Raw genomic sequence first — 21,592 nt, 5'->3', positions numbered from 1 at the left:
TTAGGGTAGCTAATCTTTCTTACGCTAGTGAAGGAGAACTGAACCCGTGTTCGATTATGCCTCGCTTGCGACGCTGGCTGCCGTGGTTAATGAGGGCAGCTTCGAGCGTGCGGCCGCTGTCCTCTCCATCACGCCCTCTGCCGTGTCGCAACGCATACGCGGTTTGGAAGAGCGCCTTGGCGCTGTTCTCGTGGTGCGCGAGCAGCCCTGCCGGGCAACGGACATCGGGGCAAGGCTCTGCGCCCACACCGAACAGGTTCAGCTGATGGAGAGGGAGGTTCTCGACGATCTTCCCAAGCTGGGGGAAGCCGCGCCTACGCGTTGCCCCACCCTGCGCATCGCAATCAACGCCGACAGCCTTACGAGCTGGTTTCCCGCAGGGCCCAGCGCTTCAGCGAGACCACGGGCGGGCTGCTTGATCTCATCATCGATGACGAAGAGCACACAGCCGAACGCCTCCGCTCGGGAGAGGTGCTGGCCGCGGTCACCGCCGATCCCCGGCCGGTTCAGGGCTGCCGAACGACATTCCTGGGCGCGCTACGCTATGTGGCGACCGCTGCTCCACAGTTCCTGAAACAGCATTTCGCAGATGGCGTCACGCCGGAGGCACTGAGGTCAGCGCCCGTGCTGCGGTTCGATCGGCGGGACCGGCTGCAATCGCGCTGGGCGGAAGCGGCCTTCGGTGCGACCATCGAGCCACCCACCTGTTGGGTGCCGTCCACGCAGGGTTTCATCGACTTTACCCTCGCCGGCCTTGGCTGGGCGCTGAACCCGCTTATGCTTGCGGCGCCTCATCTGGAGAGCGGCAGGCTGGTGGAGCTTGCACCTGGTCGTCCGCTCGACGTCCCACTCCACTGGCAGGCGAGCCGGCTGAACGTCCGCATTCTCGATCACCTCACCGAGGCTGTGCGCTTCGCCGCCGGCACGGCGCTTCATCAGCCCGCGCGGCACGACAACAAAAAGGGCGGCTGAAGCCGCCCTTTTGCTGATGTCGTTGGTGTGACCGGCTTATTCGGCCGGTGCCTCGTCGCGCGCTGGCGCGGCGTCCGCGCCATCCTCGCTGCGGGCGGTGCGGCTGTAGCGCCGACGCCGTGTGCGCGGAGCCGGAGCCTCGGCCTCTGTATCCGATGCGGTCGGAGCGGCTGGCGTCTCAGCTGCAGGTTCGGCTGCCGGAGCAGGTACCGGAGCGGCGGCTTTGGCGGCCGGAGTGCCGGTGATGAAGGCGGGCAGAGCGGACTGCTCGTCCCCATCTCCCGCGGCTGCGGCTGGCGCCTGCGGCTGCTCATCGCCCTGCGGCGCATTACGGTTGCGACCACGGCGCCATTCACGGCCACGGCCCGGCTGACGCTCGCCCTCTTGGCCCTCGGCAGCAGCATCGCGATTGCGATCACGACGCTGGTCGCGCTGGTTGTCATTATCGCGCTCGCGGCCTTCACGCGGCTCGCCGAACGTCGGCTGCGGCGCATTGGCGAGATCGACGTTCTCGGCGCTCTCGCCTTCGGCCGCGGCCTCAGACTCCTCGCCCGAATCCTCATATTCCTCGCGCTCGTCATCGGCGCGCACGATCACGGCATTGGGCTGGAACTGGGCCTGCGCGGCCGCCAGCAGCCGATAATAATGCTCGGCGTGCTGCATGTAGTTCTCAGCGGCAACCGGATCGCCGGAAGCCTGCGCGTCACGGGAAAGCTGCACGTACTTATCGGCGATGTGAGACGCGGTTCCCCGGATCTTTACGTCGGGTCCGTTGCTCTCATAGGTGCGCGACAGGGGATTGGGTCCCTTGCCGCCGCCGCCACCCCGGTTGCGTCCACGCATTCGCTTCTGTTGCGAACCGCCGCCACCACCACCATGCCTGTTGTCAAATCTGCGTTGCAAGACGTCTCGCCCCACGGCTGACGCTCATGACTCCGGACCACTTCGCCGGAAGGTCGGCCCCGGTCACAGCCGGGAGGATCGAGTTCGGATCCAAGAGCGCGTTGTTGGTTTCATAAGCCGAAAGTAGCCTGCACACGGGTTATCCGCGCATGCCCGTAAAGCTGCTGCACAACATTTACGGTGGCTGTGTTCGGCAAGCCCGCCGCTAACCCCGAGGCCGGGAATCGGAACCATCGGTTACGGTCGAAAAGACACTAACTCCTCAATCCCGCATTTCCAAGCGGATTTTCTGAAAGCCTGGAAAGCACCAACACCCGCGTCACGCCCGCAAGGTCGCGCCGGGCCGTAACATCGAAACCGCGGGCCTGCATCAGCGCGCCCACCGCCGCCTCCTGACCGATCCCGATCTCCAGCGCCGCGACGCCATTGGGCAGCAGGCGTGCCGGCAAAAGGGCTGCGAGGGCACGATAGGCTTCAAGCCCATCCGCGCCACCATCGAGCGCCAGCGCGGGATCGTGTTCCCGCACCTCGACATCCAGACTGCTGATGGTGCTGCTCGGGATATAGGGGGGGTTCGACACCACCACATCGAAGCGCTCGCTCAGGCCTTCGTCCCAGGAGCCGCGCTGGAAGAACGCACGGTCGGCGAAGCCCAGCTCCTCGGCGTTGAAGCGGGCTGTCGCCACCGCCTCCTCGGAAAGATCGGTCCCCAGACCCGTCGCCTCCCAATATTCCGACAGCAGCGCCAGCAGGATGCAGCCGCTCCCGGTGCCGAGATCGAGGATGCGCAGACGGGCGTTGCGATCGGGCCGTGCCTCGACCACCGCCTCCACCAGAGTCTCGGTGTCAGGGCGCGGCACCAGCGTGGCCGGCGACAGCGCGAAGGGCAGCCCCCAGAACTCGCGCGTGCCGATGAGCCGCGCCACCGGCACGCCGCCAGCGCGCCGTGCGATCCAGTCGCGGGCCCTCTGCGTTAGCTCAGCGGAGACTTCCACTTCCGGCCGTGACAGCAGCTGGCTGCCTGTGATCTCCAGTGCGGCGGCCACGAGAATGCGGGCATCCGCGTCGCCGCTCTCATTTCCCGCCCCTCGCAGCATGCCTCGCGCCTCTGCCAGGAGTTCACCGCGCGTCACGCCTCATCCTCGGCGGCGAGAAGGCGGGCGCGACTTTCCGCCTGCAGCGCCTCGATGACGTCGCCAAGGCCGCTTCCCTGCATGATTTCGGTAAGCTTGTAGAGCGTGAGGCCGATCCTGTGGTCGGTCAGCCGCTCCTGCGGAAAATTATAGGTGCGGATGCGTTCGGATCGATCGCCGGAACCCACCTGCCCCCTGCGCTCCGCCGCCCGTGCGGAATCCTTCCGCTCGCGCTCCTCATCAAACAGCTTGGTCCGTAGAAGCGCCATGGCGCGCGCCTTGTTGCGATGCTGTGAGCGTTCATCCTGCACCAGCACCACGATACCGGAGGGAATATGGGTGAGACGCACCGCGGATTCGGTCTTGTTGACGTGCTGGCCGCCGGCCCCCTGCGCGCGCAGCGTGTCGACGCGGATGTCGGCGTCATTGAGCTCCACATCCACCTCCTCCGCCTCCGGCAGCACCGCCACCGTTGCCGCGGAAGTGTGGATGCGCCCCTGCGTTTCCGTCGCCGGCACGCGCTGCACCCGGTGAACGCCGGACTCGAATTTCAACGCCCCGTAGACACCCTGGCCGGTGACGGAAGCAACCACCTCCTTGTAGCCGCCCATGGTTCCTTCGCTCTCGGATAGGATGTCCACCGACCAGCCCCTGAGATCGGCATAGCGAGCATACATACGAAAGAGATCGCCGGCGAAGAGCGCGGCCTCGTCGCCTCCTGTGCCGGCACGGATTTCAAGAATGGCGGGCCGCGAGTCGGCCGGATCACGCGGCAGCAGCAGAAGCCGCACCTCCTGTTCCAGCGCCTCATGCCGGATGGCGAGAGCATCCCTCTCCTCTTCCGCCATGGCGCGCATGTCGGCATCGGTGGACTTGTCGGCCAGCATCTGATCGAGCTCTTCGATCTCCTTGTCCAAAACCCGCAGTGCCCGGACGCCTTCCACCAGCGGCTCGATCTCCGCCCGCTCGCGGGCAAGCTTCACCACCTCGTCGGAGCTGGGATTGCCTGCGAGCATGGCTTCGAGCATTTCGAAGCGCCTTACCACGGCATCAAGTTTGGTGGTTGGAAGCATCAGGTTCCTTGGGTCAAAGTGGCGTGGCAGGACATCGGTCGGAAGGCTCTGGCGTGCCTAGATCGGAATGCCTTCCGCCGCCGCGAAGTCCGACAGCGCCTCGCGCAGCGATCCCACCGCCTTCGGGTCATCCAGTCGTTCATTGACGAGATCGGCGGCGCGTTCGGTGTCGAGCGCGAGCAGGGCCGCTTTCACCGGGCCGATGGCCGAAGGCGACATGGAGATGGCGCGAAAGCCCAGTGCCACCAGCGCGACCGCTTCCAGCGGGCGCGAGGCCAGTTCGCCGCACAGCGTCACCGGCACATTGGCCTTATCGGCCGCGCGGACCACGGAGCGCAGGGCGCGCAGGAACGGCAGGTTGAGCGTGTCGAACCGCGAGGCGACACGCGTGTTGCCGCGGTCGGACGCCAGGAGATATTGGAACAGATCGTTGGAGCCGACCGACACGAAGTCGACACGCTCCATCAGCGGCTCGAGCTGATAGAGCAGCGCGGGCACCTCCACCATGCAGCCGAGGTGCACCCGTTCGGGCAGATCGTAGCCCCAGCGGCGAAGATGTGTCAGCTCGCGTTCGAACAGTGCTCGCGCTTGGTCGAACTCCCACACGGCGGTCACCATGGGGAACATGACCTTGAGCTCGCGGCCCGAGGCGGCCTTTGCCAGCGCGCGGATCTGCGATCGGAGCAGCCCCGGCCGATCGAGGCCGAGCCGGATGGCGCGCCAGCCGAGCGCCGGGTTTTCCTCGGAGATGGCGCGCAGATAGGGCAGGACCTTGTCGCCGCCGATATCCAGCGTGCGGAAGGTGACGCTCTTGCCCTTCGCCGCGTCCAGCACCTCGCTGTAGAGCGCCTGCTGCTCGCCGGTGCGCGGAAAGCTGTCAGCCACCATGAACTGGAGTTCGGTGCGGAAGAGGCCGATGCCCGCCGCGTTGGTTTCGGCCAGATGCGGCAGATCCACCATCAGGCCGGCGTTGAGCAGGAGAGTGATGGTCTTGCCATCACGGGTGACGCTGGGCTTGTCGCGCAGCGCCGCATATTGCCGTTGCCGCCGGGCGCGGAAGCGTACCTTTTCCGCATAGGTACGTTCGATGTCCTCCATCGGCCGCACATGGATCTGACCGGCATCGCCATCGACGATGACGGCATCGCCGCTTTCCATCAGGCTGGTGGCATTGGCGATCTGGCCGACGGCCGGAACACCCAGCGCCCGAGCCACGATGGCGATGTGGCTGGTGGGTCCGCCGTCTTCCAGGATCAGCCCGCGCACCCGGCCCCGCTCGAAATCCAGCAGCGCCGCCGGCCCCATGTTGCGGGCAACGATGATGGCGTTGTCGGGAAGGTTCATGGCCGCCGGGCCGACGTCACCGGCCAGCGCACGCATCAGCCGGTTGGCGAGATCGTCGAGGTCGTGTAGGCGTTCGCGCAGGTAGGGATCCATCATGCGCTGCATGCGGGCGCGCGTGTCGGACTGCACCCGCTCCACCGCCGCCTCGGCGGTAAGGCCGCCCAGCACCGCCTCGCGGATGCGCCGCACCCAACCCTGGTCGTTGGCGAACATGCGGAAGGCTTCCAGCACCTCACGATGCTCGCCGCCGCGCTGCATGTCGCCCCTGTCGAGCATGTCGTCGATGGAGCTGCGCAACGTCACGAAAGCCGTATCGAGTCGGTCGAGTTCCGCCTGCGGATCATCGGAAATGAGATTCTTGGTGCCGCCGACGCGACTGTCATAAAGCACAGCATGGCCGAGCCCGATGCCGTCGCTCAGCGGCTCGCCGCTTTGCGTCACCGGACGCCGCAGCACCGGCTCCGCACCCGGTTTGGCGAGCGCGGTGAGTTCACCGGAGGCGATCATTTCGGCCAACACCATGGCCGTGGTCTGCAGCGCCTCGACCTCTTCCTCCGAATAGGTGCGATGCGCCTTGTTCTGGACGACGAGCACGCCCAGGGTGTTGCCGGCCCTCAGAACCGGAACGCCCAGGAAGGAATGATAGATCTCTTCGCCCGTCTCCGGCCGATAGGCGAATGCGGGATGCGCCTGCGCGTCCGCAAGGTTGAGCGGCTCCGCCTCCCGGGCAATCAGGCCGACGAGGCCCTCGCCGATCTTGAGGCTGGTCAGATGGACGGCGGCGCGGTTCAGACCTTCCGTGGCATAGAGCTCCAGCGTGCCGTCAACGCGCAGCACATAGACCGAGCACACCTCCGCCACCATGTTGGAGGCGATCAGCACCACTATCTTGTCGAGGCGTTCCTGCGCCGTGGCCGGCTCCGTCATCACCTCGCGGAGACGACGGAGAAGCACGCGCGGGCCGCCATATGCGCCTCGCATGGCCATTCTCCGGAGCGTGCCGGGGTTTCCCGCGCACGTAAAGGGGCTCAGGGTTTGCCTGACGATACGTCAGGCCGCGTCCAGTCCGTATACCGAATGGAGAGTCCGCACCGCAAGTTCGGTATAGGCGGCATCGATCAGAACCGAGATCTTGATCTCGGAGGTGGCGATGACGCGAATGTTGATGCCGCGCTCCGCCAGGGCTTTGAAGGCCTTGGATGCAACACCCGCATGGCTGCGCATGCCGATGCCGATGACCGAGACCTTAACCACATCGCGGGCGCCCTGGAGATCCTCATAGTCGATCTCGCCGCGCGCCTCCTCCAGCACCTTCATGGCGCGGTCGAGCTCACCCACCGGCACGGTGAAGGTCACATCGGTGTGCGCGCCACCGGGGGCGACGTTCTGCACAATCATGTCCACATTGATGTTGGCGGCGGCCAGCGGGCCGAAGATGCTGGCGGCGACGCCCGGCTTGTCGGCCACGCGCCGGAGAGTAACCTGTGCCTCGTCCTTGGAATAGGCGATGCCGGTGACGACCTGCTGTTCCACGATCTCGTCCTCGTCGCAGATGAGTGTTCCGGGCGGAAGAGTTCCGGGCCCGGCCTGTGGCGCGTCAGGTGCGTCGAAGCTCGACCGCACGAAAACGCGCACGTTGTGAACCATGGCGAGCTCCACCGAGCGCACCTGAAGAACCTTGGCCCCGAGCGAGGCCATTTCCAGCATCTCCTCAAAGGAGACGCGCTCCAGCCGGCGCGCGTTGGGAACGATGCGTGGATCGGTGGTGTAGACGCCGTCGACATCGGTGTAGATGTCGCAGCGATCGGCCTTCACGGCCGCGGCGATGGCAACCGCGCTCGTATCCGAGCCGCCACGCCCCAGCGTGGCGATACGATTATCCGGCGCGATACCCTGGAAACCGGCCACAACGGCCACCTGCCCCTGGCTCATGCGTTCGATGAGCAGGTTACCGTCGATATCCGCTATACGGGCCGAGCCATGGGCGGCATCGGTCTTGAGCGGGATCTGCCAGCCCTGCCAGGAGCGGGCGGAAACACCGGCGTCCTGCAGCGCGATGGCGAGAAGTCCCGCCGTCACCTGCTCGCCCGAGGCGACCACCGCGTCATATTCGCGGGCATCATGCATGGGAGAGAGTTCGCGGCACCAGGCCACCAGCTGATTGGTGGCCCCCGCCATGGCGGAAACAACCACGGCCACTTCGTTGCCGGCCTCAACCTCACGTTTCACATGGGCAGCGACGTTGCGGATGCGTTCTATATTGGCGACGGAAGTGCCGCCAAACTTCATGACTATGCGGGCCATTTGGGATCCGGACCGGAATTTTTGAAAGGCGCGCCGCACGGAGCAGCGCCTGCGCTCTGGAGCCAGGGCGCAAAAGGCGCGTATAGATAGCGGCACCTGCCGGCAAGAGCAACGGTGCTGAAACAGATGACGACGACAACTTCGAAGGATACGGCCAAGGCTTCCGTGGACGAGGCCGAAGTCGCGCGTTTCGCCGCCAACGCCCATCTGTGGTGGGATCCCTCCGGTCCCTATGCGCCGCTGCATGCGCTGACACCCGTTCGCGTCACCTTCGTGAGGGATGAAACAACGAGGCACTTCTCGCGCGATCCGCTTGTCCTGCGCTGTCTCGACGGCCTGACGCTGCTCGACGTCGGCTGCGGTGGCGGCATCCTGGCCGAGCCGCTGTCACGTCTGGGTGCGAAGGTCACCGCCATCGATCCGGCGGAGAAGAATGTGGCGGCCGCCCGCGCTCATGCTGGGGAAGCGGGCCTTGCCATCGACTATCGCGCCGAAACCGCCGAGGCGCTTCTGGCCGCGGGGGAAAGCTTCGACGTGGTGGTGGCCTCCGAGGTGATCGAACATGTCACCGATCCCGGTGCCTTCGTCAAAACGCTGGCCGGGCTCACAAAGCCCGGCGGCATCGTCATGCTCTCCACCCTCAACCGCACTTTGAAAAGCTTCGGCCTCGCCATCATCGGCGCCGAATACATCCTGCGCTGGCTGCCGCGCGGCACCCATGACTGGGAGAAATTCGTCACGCCCGATGAGATGGCGCATTACGCCCGCGGCGCGGGTCTCGTCCCCGGCAACAGACGCGGCATGATCTACAACCCGCTGAAGCGGGAATGGAACCTTGGGGCCGATACCGACGTCAATTACTGGTTTGCGGCGGACAAGAGCGAGGGATAAAGGTCATGAGGCGGCGGTCAGCTCTGGCGCTTCTTTTCGGCACGATCTGCCTTGCCGCCTCTCCGGCCCTTGCCGATGTCCAGCGGATCAAGATCCTGGACGGACGCACCTTCATCATGGACGGCCTTGGCGTGCGCCTCTGCGGCATCACCGCGCCCGCGGCGGACACCGAGGCCGGCACCGCCGCCAAACACACCATGGCCGCCGTCATCGGCGGCCGCAAAGTCATGTGCGTGCCGGTGAACTCCGGCTCGCCCTGCGACGGCTATGTCCCGCCTCGAACAGGCAAGCTCTATGTCTCCCAGTGCTGGGCCGGCAAGACCGACATCGCCCTTGAGATGATCCGGCGCGGTGCGGCGCGCGCGGTGCCGGAATGGTCGGATGGATACTATCGCTGAGACCGCCTCCGTTACAGCTTCTGAGGATTCGCGCGGACCATGAAAAAGGGCGGCACCGAGGCCGCCCTTTTCGCGATGCAGCGATGATCGCCGCCTCAGAATTCCCAGATGCCACGGGCGCTGGCACTCCAGTAACGCTCGTCCCCGCCAAGTCCGCCGAGCTCGCCACCAAGGAAGAGCGAGCCAGCGCCGCGGCTGAGGCTGGCGCCCGCCGTCACACGGGCCGAAAGGCCGTTGTCTATGCCGATGTTGCTGCCGGCCGGTGTCGCACCTTCATCGCCGAAGTTATAGTCGCCATAGAGGCCTAGATAGGGAGACAGCTTGATTCCGCTGTCCATCTCCCATGGCATGATCGCCCGGCCGCCGAGGGCAAAGCGCGCCGCCGAGAAGTTCTGCTTCGCCTGCAGCGCGCCGAGGCTGTCCACCCAGGCATCCTGTGTTTCCCACAGGCCCTGGAGGCGAGCCGATGGCTCCAGGATGAAGGCTGACACTTGATGATTGCCAGTCAGCCCCGTGGAAAGCTGCCAGCGCGAGCCGTCAAAGCTTCCCGCAGCGGCACCGGCCTCGGTGTCATAGGAAATGCCTGACCAACTGCCGATCACGTCCCAGCGCAGGTTTGGCAGCATGTAGCGTGCGGCATAGACACCAAGGGTGCCGCCATCGCCTTCAAGAGTGGCGGAGAACCGCGACATTTCGATATCGAAGGTTTCATAGCCGCCGAAGACGCCGACAAGCGTCCGGTCGTCGATGCGATAGCCGAGACCGACGAGCGCGTTGATCTGATCGCCGTCGAGCACGCCGTTTCCGCCCGCATCCCAGCTGGTGTAGCGGAAGTCCGCCCAGAGGCTCCACAACCGCTGCGCAGCAGCCCATTCGAGACCGGGCGCGGTTTCCGGAGCATAGTTCAGCCGTAGACCGCCGGAATTCATGGAGATCGGCTGAGGGGCTGCGGAAAAGGCGTCCGTGATGGCGTTCGAGACGGAGGTGGTCTGAACGGCAGCGGAGGCACGGGCGCTCATACGCGTGCCCATCACCTGCACTGCTTCCACCTTCTTGCTGTCGGTCAGATCGCTGCTGTCGATCGCCGCACCGCAGGTGGCGGTGACGCTGATCGTGCCGGTGCCGATGATGACGACGTCGATTATCAAATCTTCTGCTGAGCCACCAACCGTGTGGGATACATTGTAGCTGCCGCTACCGCTTCTTTGCGCGATCATGCCGGACATGTTGTGCAACTCCCAGGTGGCGCCTCCGCCGCCATCCGTAATCGTGACAACGAAGTTGACCGTCTCGCCGGGATAGAAGTGATGAACCGTTCTCTGACCTGAAGAGGTGTAGGTGAGATTGAAATCCCCGTAGCCGACCGCTTCACACCCGTCTGTCGCCGCCGATGCGAGCTCACCACCCATGAAAAAGAAACCTGTCGCTGCAACCGCAACCGCTGCCGCGTGGAACGCGTGCACTTTCCGGAACATAACCCCGCCCTAACTCGTCGATGAATAACCCCAGTTCCGGCAGCATAGGAAAGTTGTCCCTCTCGCAACAGTTGCGCGCCTTATCAGTTTTTCCGCTATCCAAAGATAATTTGCCGCATGGTCGCCGTAATCGCCGTACTCCCGACACCGCCGGCTTCCGGTGCGTCTGTGCCGAAGCGGCAAAAGGCTGATCAGCGCCGATCCGGCTTTATCGATACATCCCGTCCCGCAGGTTGATCCCGTACTCCAGCCAAGCCTTCAGCGCCGAGAGCATCTGCGCCCAACCCATGCAGTTGCCGTAGGATGCCGCCAGCCCAGCCGCCGTGTCGCGCCACCCCTCCTCCGACACCGACACTTTGGTGCGGCCGTCTTCCACCGGCTCGAAGGTGAAGGTGACGGTGGTCTGATATTCCTCGTCAGGGCCGCTCTTCCCCGGCTCGACCGCGCCCCAGTGCAGAACAATGCGACGGTCGGGCTCCACCTCGACGACCTCCACCGGAAAGGCGCCGGGAAAGTCATGGAAGTCCCAGGTGACGGTCGAACCGGCCTCAAGCCGCCCCTTGGCCCCGCCGGTCGTGAAATAGCGCGAGAGCTTGTCCGGATCGGCCACCGCTTCAAAGACCTCGGAAACGGGTTTCGACACACATGCGTAGACGCTGAAACTGAGGTTCATGGTTCCTCCCTAGGTCATTCCGTCCAATTGCACCGGCGACACAATCGGGGCACCAGCTGCGGAGGAACTCTAGCAAACAGGCCACGTTGTCGGATATGGACCATTACAGCGGCAATTCCCACGCCTTCAGATTGGGCCTCAGGGGCCGCTGCCCGCGCTGCGAGCAGGGCAAGCTGTTCAACGGATACCTGGCGCTCGCCAAATCCTGCGACCGCTGCGGGCTCGATTATTCCTTCGCCGATCCAGCCGATGGTCCAGCCTTCTTTGCCATGTCGATCTGGGCCGTTCCCGCTCTGGGCTTCGGCATGTGGATCCAGATGGCCTTCGATCCACCGTCCTGGGTGCATCTTCTGACCACCGGCCCGGTCCTGATCCTCGGCTGCATGGCGCTGCTGCGGCCGCTCAAGGGCTGGCTCGTCTGCTCGCAATACATTCACAAGGCGGAACAGGGCCGCCTCTCGCCGCGCGAGTAGAGGCGCGACGAACCCATGTGACCTGACGACGTTACCTTGTGACGGAACATCGTCAGGAGCCCCCATGATCAGGAAACCGGCCGCCCTCTGCGCGGCGCTCGTCGTTGCCGCCTGCGTCTCCCAGGAAGCTGTCCCGCAGCAAAGGGATACGCTGGGCTCCGAAGGCTGGGGCCCCTTGCGCATCGGCATGGCGGCGGACGATGTGACAAAGGCGCTTGGTTCAGGCGGATTCGGCGGCGGGGCTGCCTGCCGCGAGTATCGGCCGGAGCGCGCGCCGGAAGGCCTGCTGGTCATGCTGGAGAACGGGCGGCTGACACGCATCTCGCTCACGGGTCGCTCCATCATCAAGACCGATGCGGGCCTCGGCCTTGGCGCCGAGTTGGCTGCGGTGGAGAGTGCCTATGGCGCCGCGGCCATGGTGAGCCCGGCGAAATATGATCCCGCCCCGGCGCAGGACATCACGATCTGGACGAAAGGCGCGGCCGGCGAGGCCTATGTGCAAAACCCTGACGCACGGGGCCTGCGTTACGAGGTCGGCACCGGCGGCAAGGTCACGGCCATCCGCGCCGGCGGTCCCAGCATCCAATATGTCGAAGGCTGCAGTTGAGGCGAAGCTCGACCTTAAAGGCTGGCAGGAACAGGACGCCGCAGACGACGTTACCGAACATACGCGGCGAGGCGCTTAAAGCCTCAGGAGGAGACACAAATGGCCGACACCATGACAAAGCAACTCGAGATTTTCTCTCTGGGTCTACGTAACGCCCACTCCATGGAAAACGAGGCTCTCTCGATCATGGAAGCGCAGGTGAAGCGACTGGAGCATTATCCGGCGCTGGAGCAGCGGCTGCGCGAGCACATCGAAGAAACCAAGGTTCAGAAGGACCGGCTGGACCAGATCCTGAAATCCGTCGGCGACAGCAACTCGTCCCTCAAAGACATGGCCGCCTCGGTGATGGGCTCCATGGCCGCCATGGGACACACCATGGCCGGCGACGAGATCCTCAAGAACAGCTTCGCCGATTTCGCCTTCGAGAACTTCGAGATCGCCGCCTATCGGTCACTGATCACCATGGCGGAAGCCAGCGGGCATACCCAGCACGTGTCCCTTCTGCAGGCCTCGCTCGATGAAGAGATCAAGATGGCGTCCTGGCTGGAGCAGAACCTTCCGGACATCACGCAGACCTTCCTCGCCCGCGAGGTCGGAGACATGACCGCGAAGCGGTGAGGCGTCAAAAAGCTGAAGGCTGGGGTGAACCGGCCTTCAGCAGATCACTTGTCAGGACGGCTTCACCGTCTCGCCCACCACGGGCGCCGAAGGCTCGGCGCTGATCCAGCGGTAGAGCGCCCCGCCGACGGCCCCGCCGAGGATTGGCGCCACCCAGAACAGCCAGAGCTGCGATATGGCCCAGCCGCCGACGAAGAGAGCCGGGCCGGTGCTGCGTGCCGGATTGACCGAGGTGTTGGTGACAGGAATGCTGATGAGGTGGATGAGCGTCAGCCCGAGGCCGATGGCGATGGGCGCGAAGCCGGCCGGCGCCTTGCCGTGGGTTGAGCCCATGATGATGAAGAGGAAGAGCATGGTCAGCACCAGCTCCGTCACCAGCGCCGCCGTCAAGCTGTAGCCCCCGGGCGAATGTTCGCCATAGCCGTTGGCGGCAAACCCGCTTGCAACGGCATCGAACCCGGCTGCACCGCTGGCAATGACATAGAGCACCGCCGCGCCGACGATCGCCCCGATGACCTGCGCGATCACATAAGGCGCGATCTGATCGGCCGGAAAGCGGCCGCCCACCGCCAGCCCCACCGTCACCGCCGGATTGAGATGACAGCCGGACACATGACCGATGGTGTACGCCATGGTCAGCACCGTCAGGCCGAAGGCCAGCGAAACGCCGAGCAGCCCGATGCCCACATCGGGAAAGCCGGCGGCAAGTACGGCTGCACCGCAGCCGCCAAAGGTAAGCCAGAACGTGCCGATCGCCTCGGCGGCATACTTGCGAATGTTGGACATGATTCCCTCCCGTTGCCCCACGGAGGAAAGTTCTTCCTCAACCGTAAGTTTTGCAAGAGACTTGTTGACAGCATCCGATCCGTGCCGTCTTGCCCAGCGACGAAGGTGACGCCTTTCTCTACGCTGCGCCGAGATTTCTCCGACGTGAATCAGAGCCACGATGACCGCAATGACGCCGCCCTCAAGAAGCCCCGTGGTGCGCACGATCGCCATGCCGGCCGACACCAATCCCGCCGGCGACATCTTCGGCGGCTGGCTCATGGCGCATATGGATCTTGCCGCCGGCAACGTCGCGACCCGCCACGCCCGGGGGCGGGCCGCCACCGTGGCCGTGGAAGCCATGAGCTTCCTCAGCCCGGTTCTGGTGGGCGACGAGGTGAGCTTTTACGGCGATGTGGTCTCCTCCGGCCGCACCTCCATGCGCATCCACATCGAGGCCTGGCGCCGCGCCCGGGAAGGCGATGACATGGTCAAGGTGACGGAGGCGACCTTCACCTTCGTTGCGATCGACGACGACCGTCGCCCGCGGCCGCTGCCGCAAACCGCGCAATAGATGCAAAAGCGCGTCGAATGCTAAGAGGCGGGCTAAGAAAACTCTCAGGCTTCGCGTGCAGGATGCGTCCGTCGAAGACACCTCATTGAAGGCGGATGGCGCATGGCCGCAGTCAGCACCTACATCACCACTGGCGACAGCTACATCGACGGCATTCTGAAAAACCTGAAGTGGGCTGACCCCGATCTCACCTTCAGCTTTCCCACGAGCGCCAGCGCTTACGGCGCCGGCTATGGCGAGGGGGAAACCTCCAGCAATTTCATGGCCCTCAACACCGCGCAGCAGGCCGCCGTGCGTGCGGCGCTCGACGCCTACGCCAGCGTCGCCGACCTGAGCTTCACCGAGCTGACCGGTGCCTCCGCCGCCTCGGCAACGCTGCGCTTCGGCGTGTCCGATCTGCCGCCGACCGCCTGGGCCTATGGCCCCTCCACCCACGACGAAGGCGGCGACGTCTGGCTCAACAGGTCCAACGGCTATTACATGAGCCCCGACAAGGGCGATTATTCCAGCCTCGCCATCATGCATGAGATCGGCCATGCGCTCGGCCTCGCTCACCCGCACGAGGGCTACGTCATGCCCACGGGCCGCGACGCCATGGAATATACGGTGATGAGCTACCGCTCCTATGTGGGCGCTCCAACCACCGGCTTCACCAATGAAACAGCTGGCTATGCCCAGTCGCCCATGATGTACGACATCGCCGCCCTGCAGCACATCTATGGCGCCAACTACGGCACCAACAGCGGCGACACACTTTATACCTGGAGGCCCTCGACGGGTGAGATGCTCATCGATGGTATCGGGCAGGGACGGCCCGAGGCGAACCGCATCTTCCAGACCGTCTGGGATGGCGGCGGCAGCGATACCTATGACTTCTCTGCCTATGGCACGGATCTGAAGGTTGACCTCAGACCCGGCGAATGGACCACCGTCTCCACGGCCCAACTCGCGAAGCTGCACCAGAACGGCTCCAAGCTCGCCCCCGGCAACATCGCCAACGCGCTGCTCCACGACAATGACCCGCGCTCGCTGATCGAGAACGCCGTGGGCGGAAGCGGCGATGACATCATGATCGGCAATGATGCCGACAACCGTCTGACCGGCGGCCTTGGCGCCGACGTCATGGACGGCGGCGCCGGCTGGGATGCGGCGGATTATTCCGATGCGGACCCGATTTCATCCTCGCAGGGTGGCCGGCTGGTCGCCGACCTCATGACCTCAGGCAGCAACAACGGCGAAGCCACGGGCGACCGCTACCATTCCATCGAGGAGCTGATCGGATCGCGGCACAACGACAGCCTGCGCGGCGATGATGACGACAACATCGTCCGTGGCGGCGCTGGGCACGACGAGCTGCACGGCCGAGGCGGCGATGATGCGCTCTATGGCGGTGACGGTAATGACAGCTTCAGCGGAGGTCTCGGCGCCGATCATCTCGACGGCGGCAGCGGACAGGATACCGCCCGCTATGTCACCGCGGAGGCGACGGACGCCTTCGGCACGGGTCTGACCGTCGATCTCATTGATTTTGGCGCCAACACCGGCGAGGCGGAAGGCGACAGCTATCACTCCATCGAGAATGTGATGGGCTCCAACTACCACGACATCATCCGCGGCACCGACGCCGCCAACGGCATCCGCGGCAACGGCGGCGATGATCTCATCGACGGGCGCGGCGGTGACGACAGTCTTCTCGGCTGCGATGGCGACGATATTCTGATCGGCGGTCTGGGCGCCGACACGCTGAACGGCGGGGCTGGTGCCGACGTCTTCGCCTATCTCTCGGCGGCAGAGAGCACCGCGGCCAAACGCGATACCATCACGGGCTTCACCTCTGGTGAGGACAGGATCGATCTTACCGCCATCGACGCCAACAGCACGGCGTCAGGTAATCAGGCCTTCTCCTTCATCGGCGACCAGGCCTTCAGCGGCGCGGCAGCCGAGCTCAGGTTCCTGAACATGATCCTGTCGGGCGACATTGATGGCGACGGCGTGGCGGATATGTCGATCAAGCTCAGCGGCGTGAGCTCTCTGGCGGCGGGCGATATCCTCCTCTGAGAGGACGCCGCGTTACGCCTTGTCGAGGCTGGCGAGAAACGCGCGATATTCGCTCTCATGCGAGCCTTCATGATTTGGCATGCCGGGCTTGGTCAGCCAGCCCCGGCGCGGCGGCACGAAGCTGTAGATCGCGGGCCGGGGCTTCTCGTGCCAGCCGATGTTGAAGGCGGCGAATTTCGGGAAGAACTCCATGTCCCTGTAGGGCAGATGATCGTGCACCCACCAGGCTATCGCCTCCCACTGCCCCGTCGCTTCATAATAGGGGATGAAGGCATGGACGACGACGCAGGCGGTGGCACCCATAAGGCCCTCCGCGTCGCGATGATCCCAGATATGGCCGGCGTAATTGCTCTCGTTGGAACCGCAGTTGTGCCCCCTCTCGTTGCCGAGCTGGTTGATGGCGCGTGAGCGGAAAGCCGAGCGGATCGAGATGCGGCCAAAACGCGCCCGCAGCGGCTCCAGCAGTTCCTGGCAAAGCCGCGAGCCCGCCGCGATCGCAAGATCGGGGTTCTCAGGGATATTGGAGAGGCCGTAAGCGTTGGCGATCTCCGAGTAAAGGAAGTCGCGCATGAAGAAGCTCTCGGACAGGCGCACCCGGCCGAGATCTTCAAGTCCCTTCACGCTCCTGGGTGACTTCACGTCGGCGCCTTCCTCACGCGTTCCGGCTGTAATGCGCTGATCGATCATAAACAGGCTTGGCCTTCATCCGAAGGCGAATGTGCAGATCTCGCTCCGTCGTCCGATTGGGACGGAAGGCACAGCTTTGGAATTGTGAGCCAATGCCAAGGCCAGGGAGGGAACGTTATCCTCCAGCGACAACGGAGCCGTTGAATTGACGTGACCGGTTGTGAAACTCGCACAGCCCCTCGGTCCTGCAATCGCGACCTCCCGATACGACCGATCGACCAACCTGAGGGAACGGTGAGATGATCGATGCGCGGAGACTTCGACCGGCAGTCTACGCCGCAGCCGTCTGGATGGGTTTTGCCGGTGCGGCCGTGGCTCACGACTTCGATATCGATGTACCAGGTCTCGATCCGGTAATCGCGCCGGTTACCGAGGGAGCAACGCTGTTCCAGAATGTGCGCGTTTTCGACGGACGCTCTCCTGATCTTTCGCCGCCTTCAAATGTGCTCGTTCGCGGAAACATCATCGAGCGTATCTCCACCGGCGAGATCGAAGCCGGGGGTGACGTGAGCGTGGTCGCGGGCGACGGCCGGGTATTGATGCCCGGGCTGATCGACGCTCATTGGCATGCGTTCATGGCCGCCACGCCGCAGCCGGTTCTGATGGCGGCCGAACCTTCCTATCTCCATCATCGCGCCGCTCATGAAGCCGAAGCAATCCTGATGCGCGGCTTCACGACGATCCGAGATCTCGGCGGTCCGGTTTTTGGCTTAAAGCAGGCGATCGACGAAGGCCTGGTCCCGGGACCGCGCATCTATCCATCGGGCGCCATGATCTCGCAAACCTCGGGTCATGGAGACTTCCGCTTTCTCTTCGAGCTGCCGCGCCAGCCTGGCGGCCCTCTCAGCTACAGCGAGAGGGAGGGGATAGCCGCGATTGCCGACAGTCCCGACGAGGTTCGCCTGCGCGCCCGCGAACAGCTGCGCAACGGCGCGAGCCAGATCAAACTCATGGCGGGAGGCGGTGTCAGCTCGCCGCACAACCCGATTGAATCCGTGCAATTCACCGAAGCCGAACTGCGCGCCGCCGTCGAGGCGGCGGCTGACTGGGGAACCTATGTCACGGTCCACGCCTACACGCCGACGGCAGTCCGCAGGGCCATCGATGCCGGCGTCAAAGTCATCGATCATGCCCAGCTGATTGACGAAGCGACCGTGCAACTGATGGCGGAGAAAGGCATTTGGTGGAGCCTCCAGCCATTGACCTACGACGCGGAGGTGTTCGCACGCATGAGCCCGGTATCCCAGCAAAAGGCGCTGCAGGTTTTTGCCGGCACGGAGAATGCCTACAAGCTCGCCGCGAAACACAATGTCAAAACGGTTTTTGGCGCTGACATTCTGTTTGATCCCGGCGCAGCCAGCCGGCAGGGAAGCTATCTCGCGATGCTGACCAAATGGATGACGCCTGCCCAGGCGCTGAAATCCGCGACAGGGGACACGGGTGAGATGCTGGCGCTCTCCGGTTTCATCAATCCCTATCCGGGAAAGCTCGGCGTGGTCGAGGAGGGTGCGCTCGCCGACCTGCTGCTGGTGGACGGCAATCCGCTGGAGGATCTGAACCTGGTTTCCGACCCCGACAAGAACTTCCTCATCATCATGAAGGACGGAAAAATATTCAAGAACAGCGTTTCAAGGTAGTCTGTCCTATCAATTCTCGGCGCCGCTAGCGTATCCATCGCATGGCCGGCGCGGCGCCTTCTTCGCTGTGATGTCAGGGAAAGCATGTCGATGCGGCATCTTTTGTTGGCCTGCCTTGGTCTGGCCCTCAGCTTCGCTATCCCCATAGCGTCGCCGACGCCCGCTCATGCCGTCACGATAAACATCAATATCGGAGCCAACCTCAGCAATGGCCGCGCGATCACGTGCCGTCAGGGTGAGCAGATCCTGCGCAATCGCGGCTTTCGGAACATCCGACGGGTAGATTGCCGCGGACGCTTCTTCGTCTATCGTGCCTGGCGTGGTTCGGGCCGGTTCGAGATCGCAGTGAGCGCGCACAATGGCCGCGTCGTCGACCTGCGTCGCCTCAGAAGATGATCGTCCGGGCCATCCTTCTGGTGCGATAGGCGACTGCACGCAGGCTAGGGAGAAGATTTTTTGGCACGCGCGCTGCTGCTCGCAGGTTTCCTGAGCAAGCTTGGACATTCATTCCTCACGGTGGGAATACTGCTGGGAAGCCTGGCGTTTGCGGCGTCTCTGACGCCCAGCCTGATACCCCGCTCCTATCTTGTCCAGGGTGTGTTGTCCGGGATCTCGGCCGCTCTCGGCTATGGTGCCGGCGTTCTCGGTTACTGGCTGTGGAATTATCTTGAATTGCCCGAGTTGCAGGGGCGAGCCCGCAAGGTGGCGAGGATCGTGGTTTTCGGCGCCTGTGTTGTGATCGCCGCCGTCTTCCTTTGGAAGACTCTGGAATGGCAGAATTCGATCCGCGTGCTGATGAGTCTTGCGCCACTGGACACGGCGAGTCCTCTGATGACGGGCGCCGTCGCTGTTGTCGTCTTCGTCGTCCTCATGGTGCTGGGATACCTCTTCAGATACACTTTTCTGGTCTTCTCCAACTGGCTGGCACGTTTCCTCCCGACGCGGGTCTCTTATCTTCTCGGCGGTCTGCTGGCGCTCGTGCTGTTCTGGTCTGCTGCCGAGGGGCTGATCTTCAGGTCCACGTTGAGAGTCTTGGACTCCTCATTCCAGGAGTTGGACGCTCTCATCGAGGATGATCTTGCTAGGCCGAATGCCCCGATCAAAGCCGGAAGCTCAGCATCGCTGATCTCATGGGAAGATCTGGGCAGGCAGGGCCGCAGATTTGTGAGCTCCGGCCCTACGGGCTCGGATATCGGCGCCTTCTTCGGCCAAAGCGCTGTGGACCCGGTCCGCGTGTACGTTGGAATGAACTCCGCCGAGACCGCGCATGAACGCGCGCAGCTGGCATTGCAGGAGCTGAAGCGTACCGGTGCCTTCGAGCGATCGATATTGATCATCGCGATGCCCACAGGCACGGGCTGGGTCGATCAGGCCGCGTTGGACACGGTCGAATATCTTCACAGGGGCGATGTCGCGAGCGTCGCCATGCAATATTCCTATCTCGCGAGCTGGCTCTCCCTCCTGGTCCAGCCGGACTACGGCCTGGAGGCGGGCAACGCGCTGTTCCGCGAGGTCTATGCCTATTGGACATCGCTTCCACGCGAAGGTCGGCCGAAACTTTACCTGCACGGCCTGAGCCTCGGCGCGATGAACTCCGAGCGGTCGGCGAGCCTCTACGATGTCATCGCCGATCCCTTCCAAGGCGCTTTATGGAGCGGACCGCCCTTCCCCAGCAGCACCTGGCGATCGGTGACCGACGGCCGCAACCCCGGATCGCCGGAATGGCTGCCCCGCTTCCGCGACAGCTCGGTCTTCCGTTTCACCAATCAGAACAATGCTTTGAACATCGAGGGCGCGGCGTGGGGGCCGCTCCGGATCGTCTATCTTCAATATGCCAGCGACCCCATAACCTTCTTCAATGCCTCCACGCTCTACCACGAGCCTGATTGGATGAAGGAGCCGCGAGGGCCGGATGTGTCAGAGCAGGTTCGTTGGTATCCTCTCATCACCATGCTGCAACTCACGGTCGACATGGCAATGGCGACCACCTCGCCCATGGGCTACGGCCATGTCTTTGCCCCGCAGCATTACATCGACGGGTGGATGGCCGTGACCGACCCGCCGGGCATCACAGCTGACGACATTGCGCGGCTCAAAGCGTTTTTCAGCAAGCGTGGTACGACGCCTGTGAGCGGATAGATTGTCGGGGTGCCATAAGCTGAGTGAGGCTTATGCCGTGGAGCTCATTTCCGGGTCGGGTTTCGTCCAGAGTGCCGAGCAACTCGCCCGCCAAAATCCCGTGCTTTTTTGCTGAATGCGAGCCTGGCCGGCGGCGCGGCGGAGGCAAAAAAGGGACATGGAGCACATCCGCAGGATTCCAGGCTGATTTCTTCAGGCGCGTGACGCCCTACAATATGGGCACCTCACACGCCTCAAGGCAGGAGTTTCCATGTCAACCCTCATCGTGATTGTTTACCCCACCGAAGCGAAGGCGGAGGAAGTCCGCCAGACCCTGCTCGGGTTGCAGAAGGAATATGTCATCAGGCTTGGTGACGCGGTTATCGCCACCAGAACCGAGGCGGGAAAAGTCAAGCTGAACCAGCTTTTGAATACCACGGCCACGGGTGCGGTATCCGGCAGCTTCTGGGGACTGCTCATCGGCGTTCTGTTCCTCAATCCGCTCATCGGCGCCGCGATCGGCGCGACCTCGGGCGCGCTCGGCGGCGCCTTGACGGATGTCGGCATAGACGACGCCTTCATGAAGGATCTGTCCGCCAGCATAGCGCCCGGCAATGCAGCGCTCTTCCTGCTCATCCAGGAGATGACCGAAGACAAGGTTCTGAAGCAGATCGAGGGCTTCGGCGGCGTGGTTCTCAAGACCTCGCTCGACGAGACCAAGGAGCAGGTCCTGCGTGACGCCCTTCAGCGCCACTCGGCGGAAGCCGGTTTGACGCCGCCGCCATAGAGCGGGCGTCACGGAGAGGTGTGACCGGTCTGAGTGGTGAGGTCACGTCTGGGTCGGGGTCATGCTGGTCCTTGTGGTGGGGTTTACGTCTTTTGCGGCGCG

General features: G+C 63.9%; 21 protein-coding genes and 1 pseudogene. 12 read left to right on the top strand and 10 right to left on the bottom strand.

What is annotated here, in order from left to right:
• Positions 1-46: 46 nt before the first annotated feature.
• Positions 47-169: pseudogene (locus IEV58_RS18395) on the top strand (LysR family transcriptional regulator); the annotation flags it as partial.
• A 152-nt stretch (positions 170-321) separates the two neighbouring features.
• Entirely contained in the window at positions 322-972 is a 651-nt protein-coding gene (locus IEV58_RS18300) for an ArgP/LysG family DNA-binding transcriptional regulator (protein ID WP_308791266.1), read from the top strand.
• A gap of 36 nt (positions 973-1,008) precedes the next feature.
• On the opposite strand, the gene IEV58_RS17835 is transcribed toward IEV58_RS18300, so the two are convergent.
• From IEV58_RS17835 to IEV58_RS17815, 5 genes are all read right to left on the bottom strand, one after another.
• Complete coding sequence (locus IEV58_RS17835; protein ID WP_188411227.1) at positions 1,009-1,815, bottom strand: DUF4167 domain-containing protein; 807 nt, start codon at positions 1,813-1,815, stop codon at positions 1,009-1,011.
• Positions 1,816-2,129: 314 nt separating this feature from the next.
• Positions 2,130-3,008, bottom strand: a complete 879-nt coding sequence (gene prmC / locus IEV58_RS17830; RefSeq protein WP_229729579.1) for a peptide chain release factor N(5)-glutamine methyltransferase — start codon at positions 3,006-3,008, stop codon at positions 2,130-2,132.
• Positions 3,005-4,081, bottom strand: coding sequence for a peptide chain release factor 1 (gene prfA / locus IEV58_RS17825; protein WP_188411226.1), 1,077 nt, complete (start codon positions 4,079-4,081; stop codon positions 3,005-3,007). The genes prmC and prfA overlap by 4 nt, the downstream gene beginning before the upstream one ends.
• Before the next feature lie 57 nt (positions 4,082-4,138).
• Positions 4,139-6,406: a phosphoenolpyruvate--protein phosphotransferase gene (gene ptsP, locus IEV58_RS17820; RefSeq protein ID WP_188411224.1), complete on the bottom strand. Its 2,268-nt coding sequence runs from the start codon at positions 6,404-6,406 to the stop codon at positions 4,139-4,141.
• Positions 6,407-6,475: 69 nt separating this feature from the next.
• On the bottom strand, positions 6,476-7,729 hold the full coding sequence (locus IEV58_RS17815; RefSeq protein ID WP_188411222.1) for an aspartate kinase: 1,254 nt from the start codon (positions 7,727-7,729) through the stop codon (positions 6,476-6,478).
• 126 nt (positions 7,730-7,855) lie between these two features.
• Here IEV58_RS17815 and ubiG point away from each other — a divergent pair, with 126 nt between their 5' ends.
• Positions 7,856-8,620 carry a bifunctional 2-polyprenyl-6-hydroxyphenol methylase/3-demethylubiquinol 3-O-methyltransferase UbiG gene (ubiG, locus tag IEV58_RS17810; protein ID WP_188411220.1) on the top strand — a complete coding sequence of 255 codons (765 nt, stop codon included), beginning with the start codon at positions 7,856-7,858 and terminating at the stop codon, positions 8,618-8,620.
• A gap of 5 nt (positions 8,621-8,625) precedes the next feature.
• Positions 8,626-9,018 carry a thermonuclease family protein gene (locus IEV58_RS17805; protein ID WP_188411218.1) on the top strand — a complete coding sequence of 131 codons (393 nt, stop codon included), beginning with the start codon at positions 8,626-8,628 and terminating at the stop codon, positions 9,016-9,018.
• 95 nt (positions 9,019-9,113) lie between these two features.
• Here the strand turns inward: IEV58_RS17805 and IEV58_RS17800 are convergent, their stop codons facing one another.
• Together IEV58_RS17800 and IEV58_RS17795 are read right to left on the bottom strand one after the other, a co-directional pair.
• Positions 9,114-10,427 carry an autotransporter outer membrane beta-barrel domain-containing protein gene (locus IEV58_RS17800; RefSeq protein ID WP_188411215.1) on the bottom strand — a complete coding sequence of 438 codons (1,314 nt, stop codon included), beginning with the start codon at positions 10,425-10,427 and terminating at the stop codon, positions 9,114-9,116.
• Between the two features lie 274 nt (positions 10,428-10,701).
• A complete protein-coding gene (locus IEV58_RS17795) occupies positions 10,702-11,166 on the bottom strand; it encodes an SRPBCC family protein (RefSeq protein WP_188411213.1) in 465 nt (154 codons plus the stop codon).
• 95 nt (positions 11,167-11,261) lie between these two features.
• On the opposite strand from IEV58_RS17795, the gene IEV58_RS17790 reads away from it, so the two are divergent.
• The 3 genes from IEV58_RS17790 to IEV58_RS17780 all read left to right on the top strand — a co-directional run bounded on the left by IEV58_RS17790 (position 11,262) and on the right by IEV58_RS17780 (position 12,864).
• Complete coding sequence (locus IEV58_RS17790; protein WP_188411246.1) at positions 11,262-11,639, top strand: DUF983 domain-containing protein; 378 nt, start codon at positions 11,262-11,264, stop codon at positions 11,637-11,639.
• Positions 11,640-11,703: 64 nt separating this feature from the next.
• On the top strand, positions 11,704-12,246 hold the full coding sequence (locus tag IEV58_RS17785; RefSeq protein ID WP_188411211.1) for a hypothetical protein: 543 nt from the start codon (positions 11,704-11,706) through the stop codon (positions 12,244-12,246).
• Between the two features lie 99 nt (positions 12,247-12,345).
• The gene (locus IEV58_RS17780; protein ID WP_188411209.1) at positions 12,346-12,864 is read left to right on the top strand and encodes a ferritin-like domain-containing protein; all 519 of its coding nucleotides are present in this window, start codon (positions 12,346-12,348) and stop codon (positions 12,862-12,864) included.
• A gap of 51 nt (positions 12,865-12,915) precedes the next feature.
• Here the strand turns inward: IEV58_RS17780 and aqpZ are convergent, their stop codons facing one another.
• A complete protein-coding gene (gene aqpZ / locus IEV58_RS17775) occupies positions 12,916-13,650 on the bottom strand; it encodes an aquaporin Z (protein WP_188411207.1) in 735 nt (244 codons plus the stop codon).
• A 160-nt stretch (positions 13,651-13,810) separates the two neighbouring features.
• On the opposite strand from aqpZ, the gene IEV58_RS17770 reads away from it, so the two are divergent.
• Together IEV58_RS17770 and IEV58_RS17765 are read left to right on the top strand one after the other, a co-directional pair.
• On the top strand, positions 13,811-14,203 hold the full coding sequence (locus IEV58_RS17770) for an acyl-CoA thioesterase (protein ID WP_188411205.1): 393 nt from the start codon (positions 13,811-13,813) through the stop codon (positions 14,201-14,203).
• Between the two features lie 102 nt (positions 14,204-14,305).
• Positions 14,306-16,261, top strand: coding sequence for a M10 family metallopeptidase C-terminal domain-containing protein (locus tag IEV58_RS17765; RefSeq protein WP_188411203.1), 1,956 nt, complete (start codon positions 14,306-14,308; stop codon positions 16,259-16,261).
• A 12-nt stretch (positions 16,262-16,273) separates the two neighbouring features.
• Here the strand turns inward: IEV58_RS17765 and IEV58_RS17760 are convergent, their stop codons facing one another.
• Positions 16,274-16,900, bottom strand: a complete 627-nt coding sequence (locus tag IEV58_RS17760) for a hypothetical protein (protein WP_188411244.1) — start codon at positions 16,898-16,900, stop codon at positions 16,274-16,276.
• Positions 16,901-17,460: 560 nt separating this feature from the next.
• On the opposite strand from IEV58_RS17760, the gene IEV58_RS17755 reads away from it, so the two are divergent.
• Entirely contained in the window at positions 17,461-18,585 is a 1,125-nt protein-coding gene (locus tag IEV58_RS17755) for a metal-dependent hydrolase family protein (protein ID WP_229729578.1), read from the top strand.
• A gap of 9 nt (positions 18,586-18,594) precedes the next feature.
• Here the strand turns inward: IEV58_RS17755 and IEV58_RS17750 are convergent, their stop codons facing one another.
• Entirely contained in the window at positions 18,595-19,089 is a 495-nt protein-coding gene (locus IEV58_RS17750; RefSeq protein ID WP_188411201.1) for a hypothetical protein, read from the bottom strand.
• On the opposite strand from IEV58_RS17750, the gene IEV58_RS17745 reads away from it, so the two are divergent.
• Both IEV58_RS17745 and IEV58_RS17740 read left to right on the top strand, forming a co-directional pair.
• Positions 19,042-20,724 (top strand): alpha/beta hydrolase, encoded by a 1,683-nt coding sequence (locus tag IEV58_RS17745; RefSeq protein WP_188411200.1) that lies wholly within the window; start codon positions 19,042-19,044, stop codon positions 20,722-20,724. The two genes, IEV58_RS17750 and IEV58_RS17745, sit on opposite strands and share 48 nt — an antisense overlap.
• A gap of 250 nt (positions 20,725-20,974) precedes the next feature.
• A complete protein-coding gene (locus IEV58_RS17740; RefSeq protein ID WP_188411198.1) occupies positions 20,975-21,490 on the top strand; it encodes a DUF1269 domain-containing protein in 516 nt (171 codons plus the stop codon).
• The last annotated feature ends 102 nt before the right edge of the window (positions 21,491-21,592 follow it).

Origin of the sequence: Agaricicola taiwanensis (assembly GCF_014635245.1) — a bacterium.
GTDB classification, from domain to species: domain Bacteria; phylum Pseudomonadota; class Alphaproteobacteria; order Rhizobiales; family Methylopilaceae; genus Agaricicola; species Agaricicola taiwanensis.
This window is presented reverse-complemented; position numbering and strand designations above follow the sequence as displayed.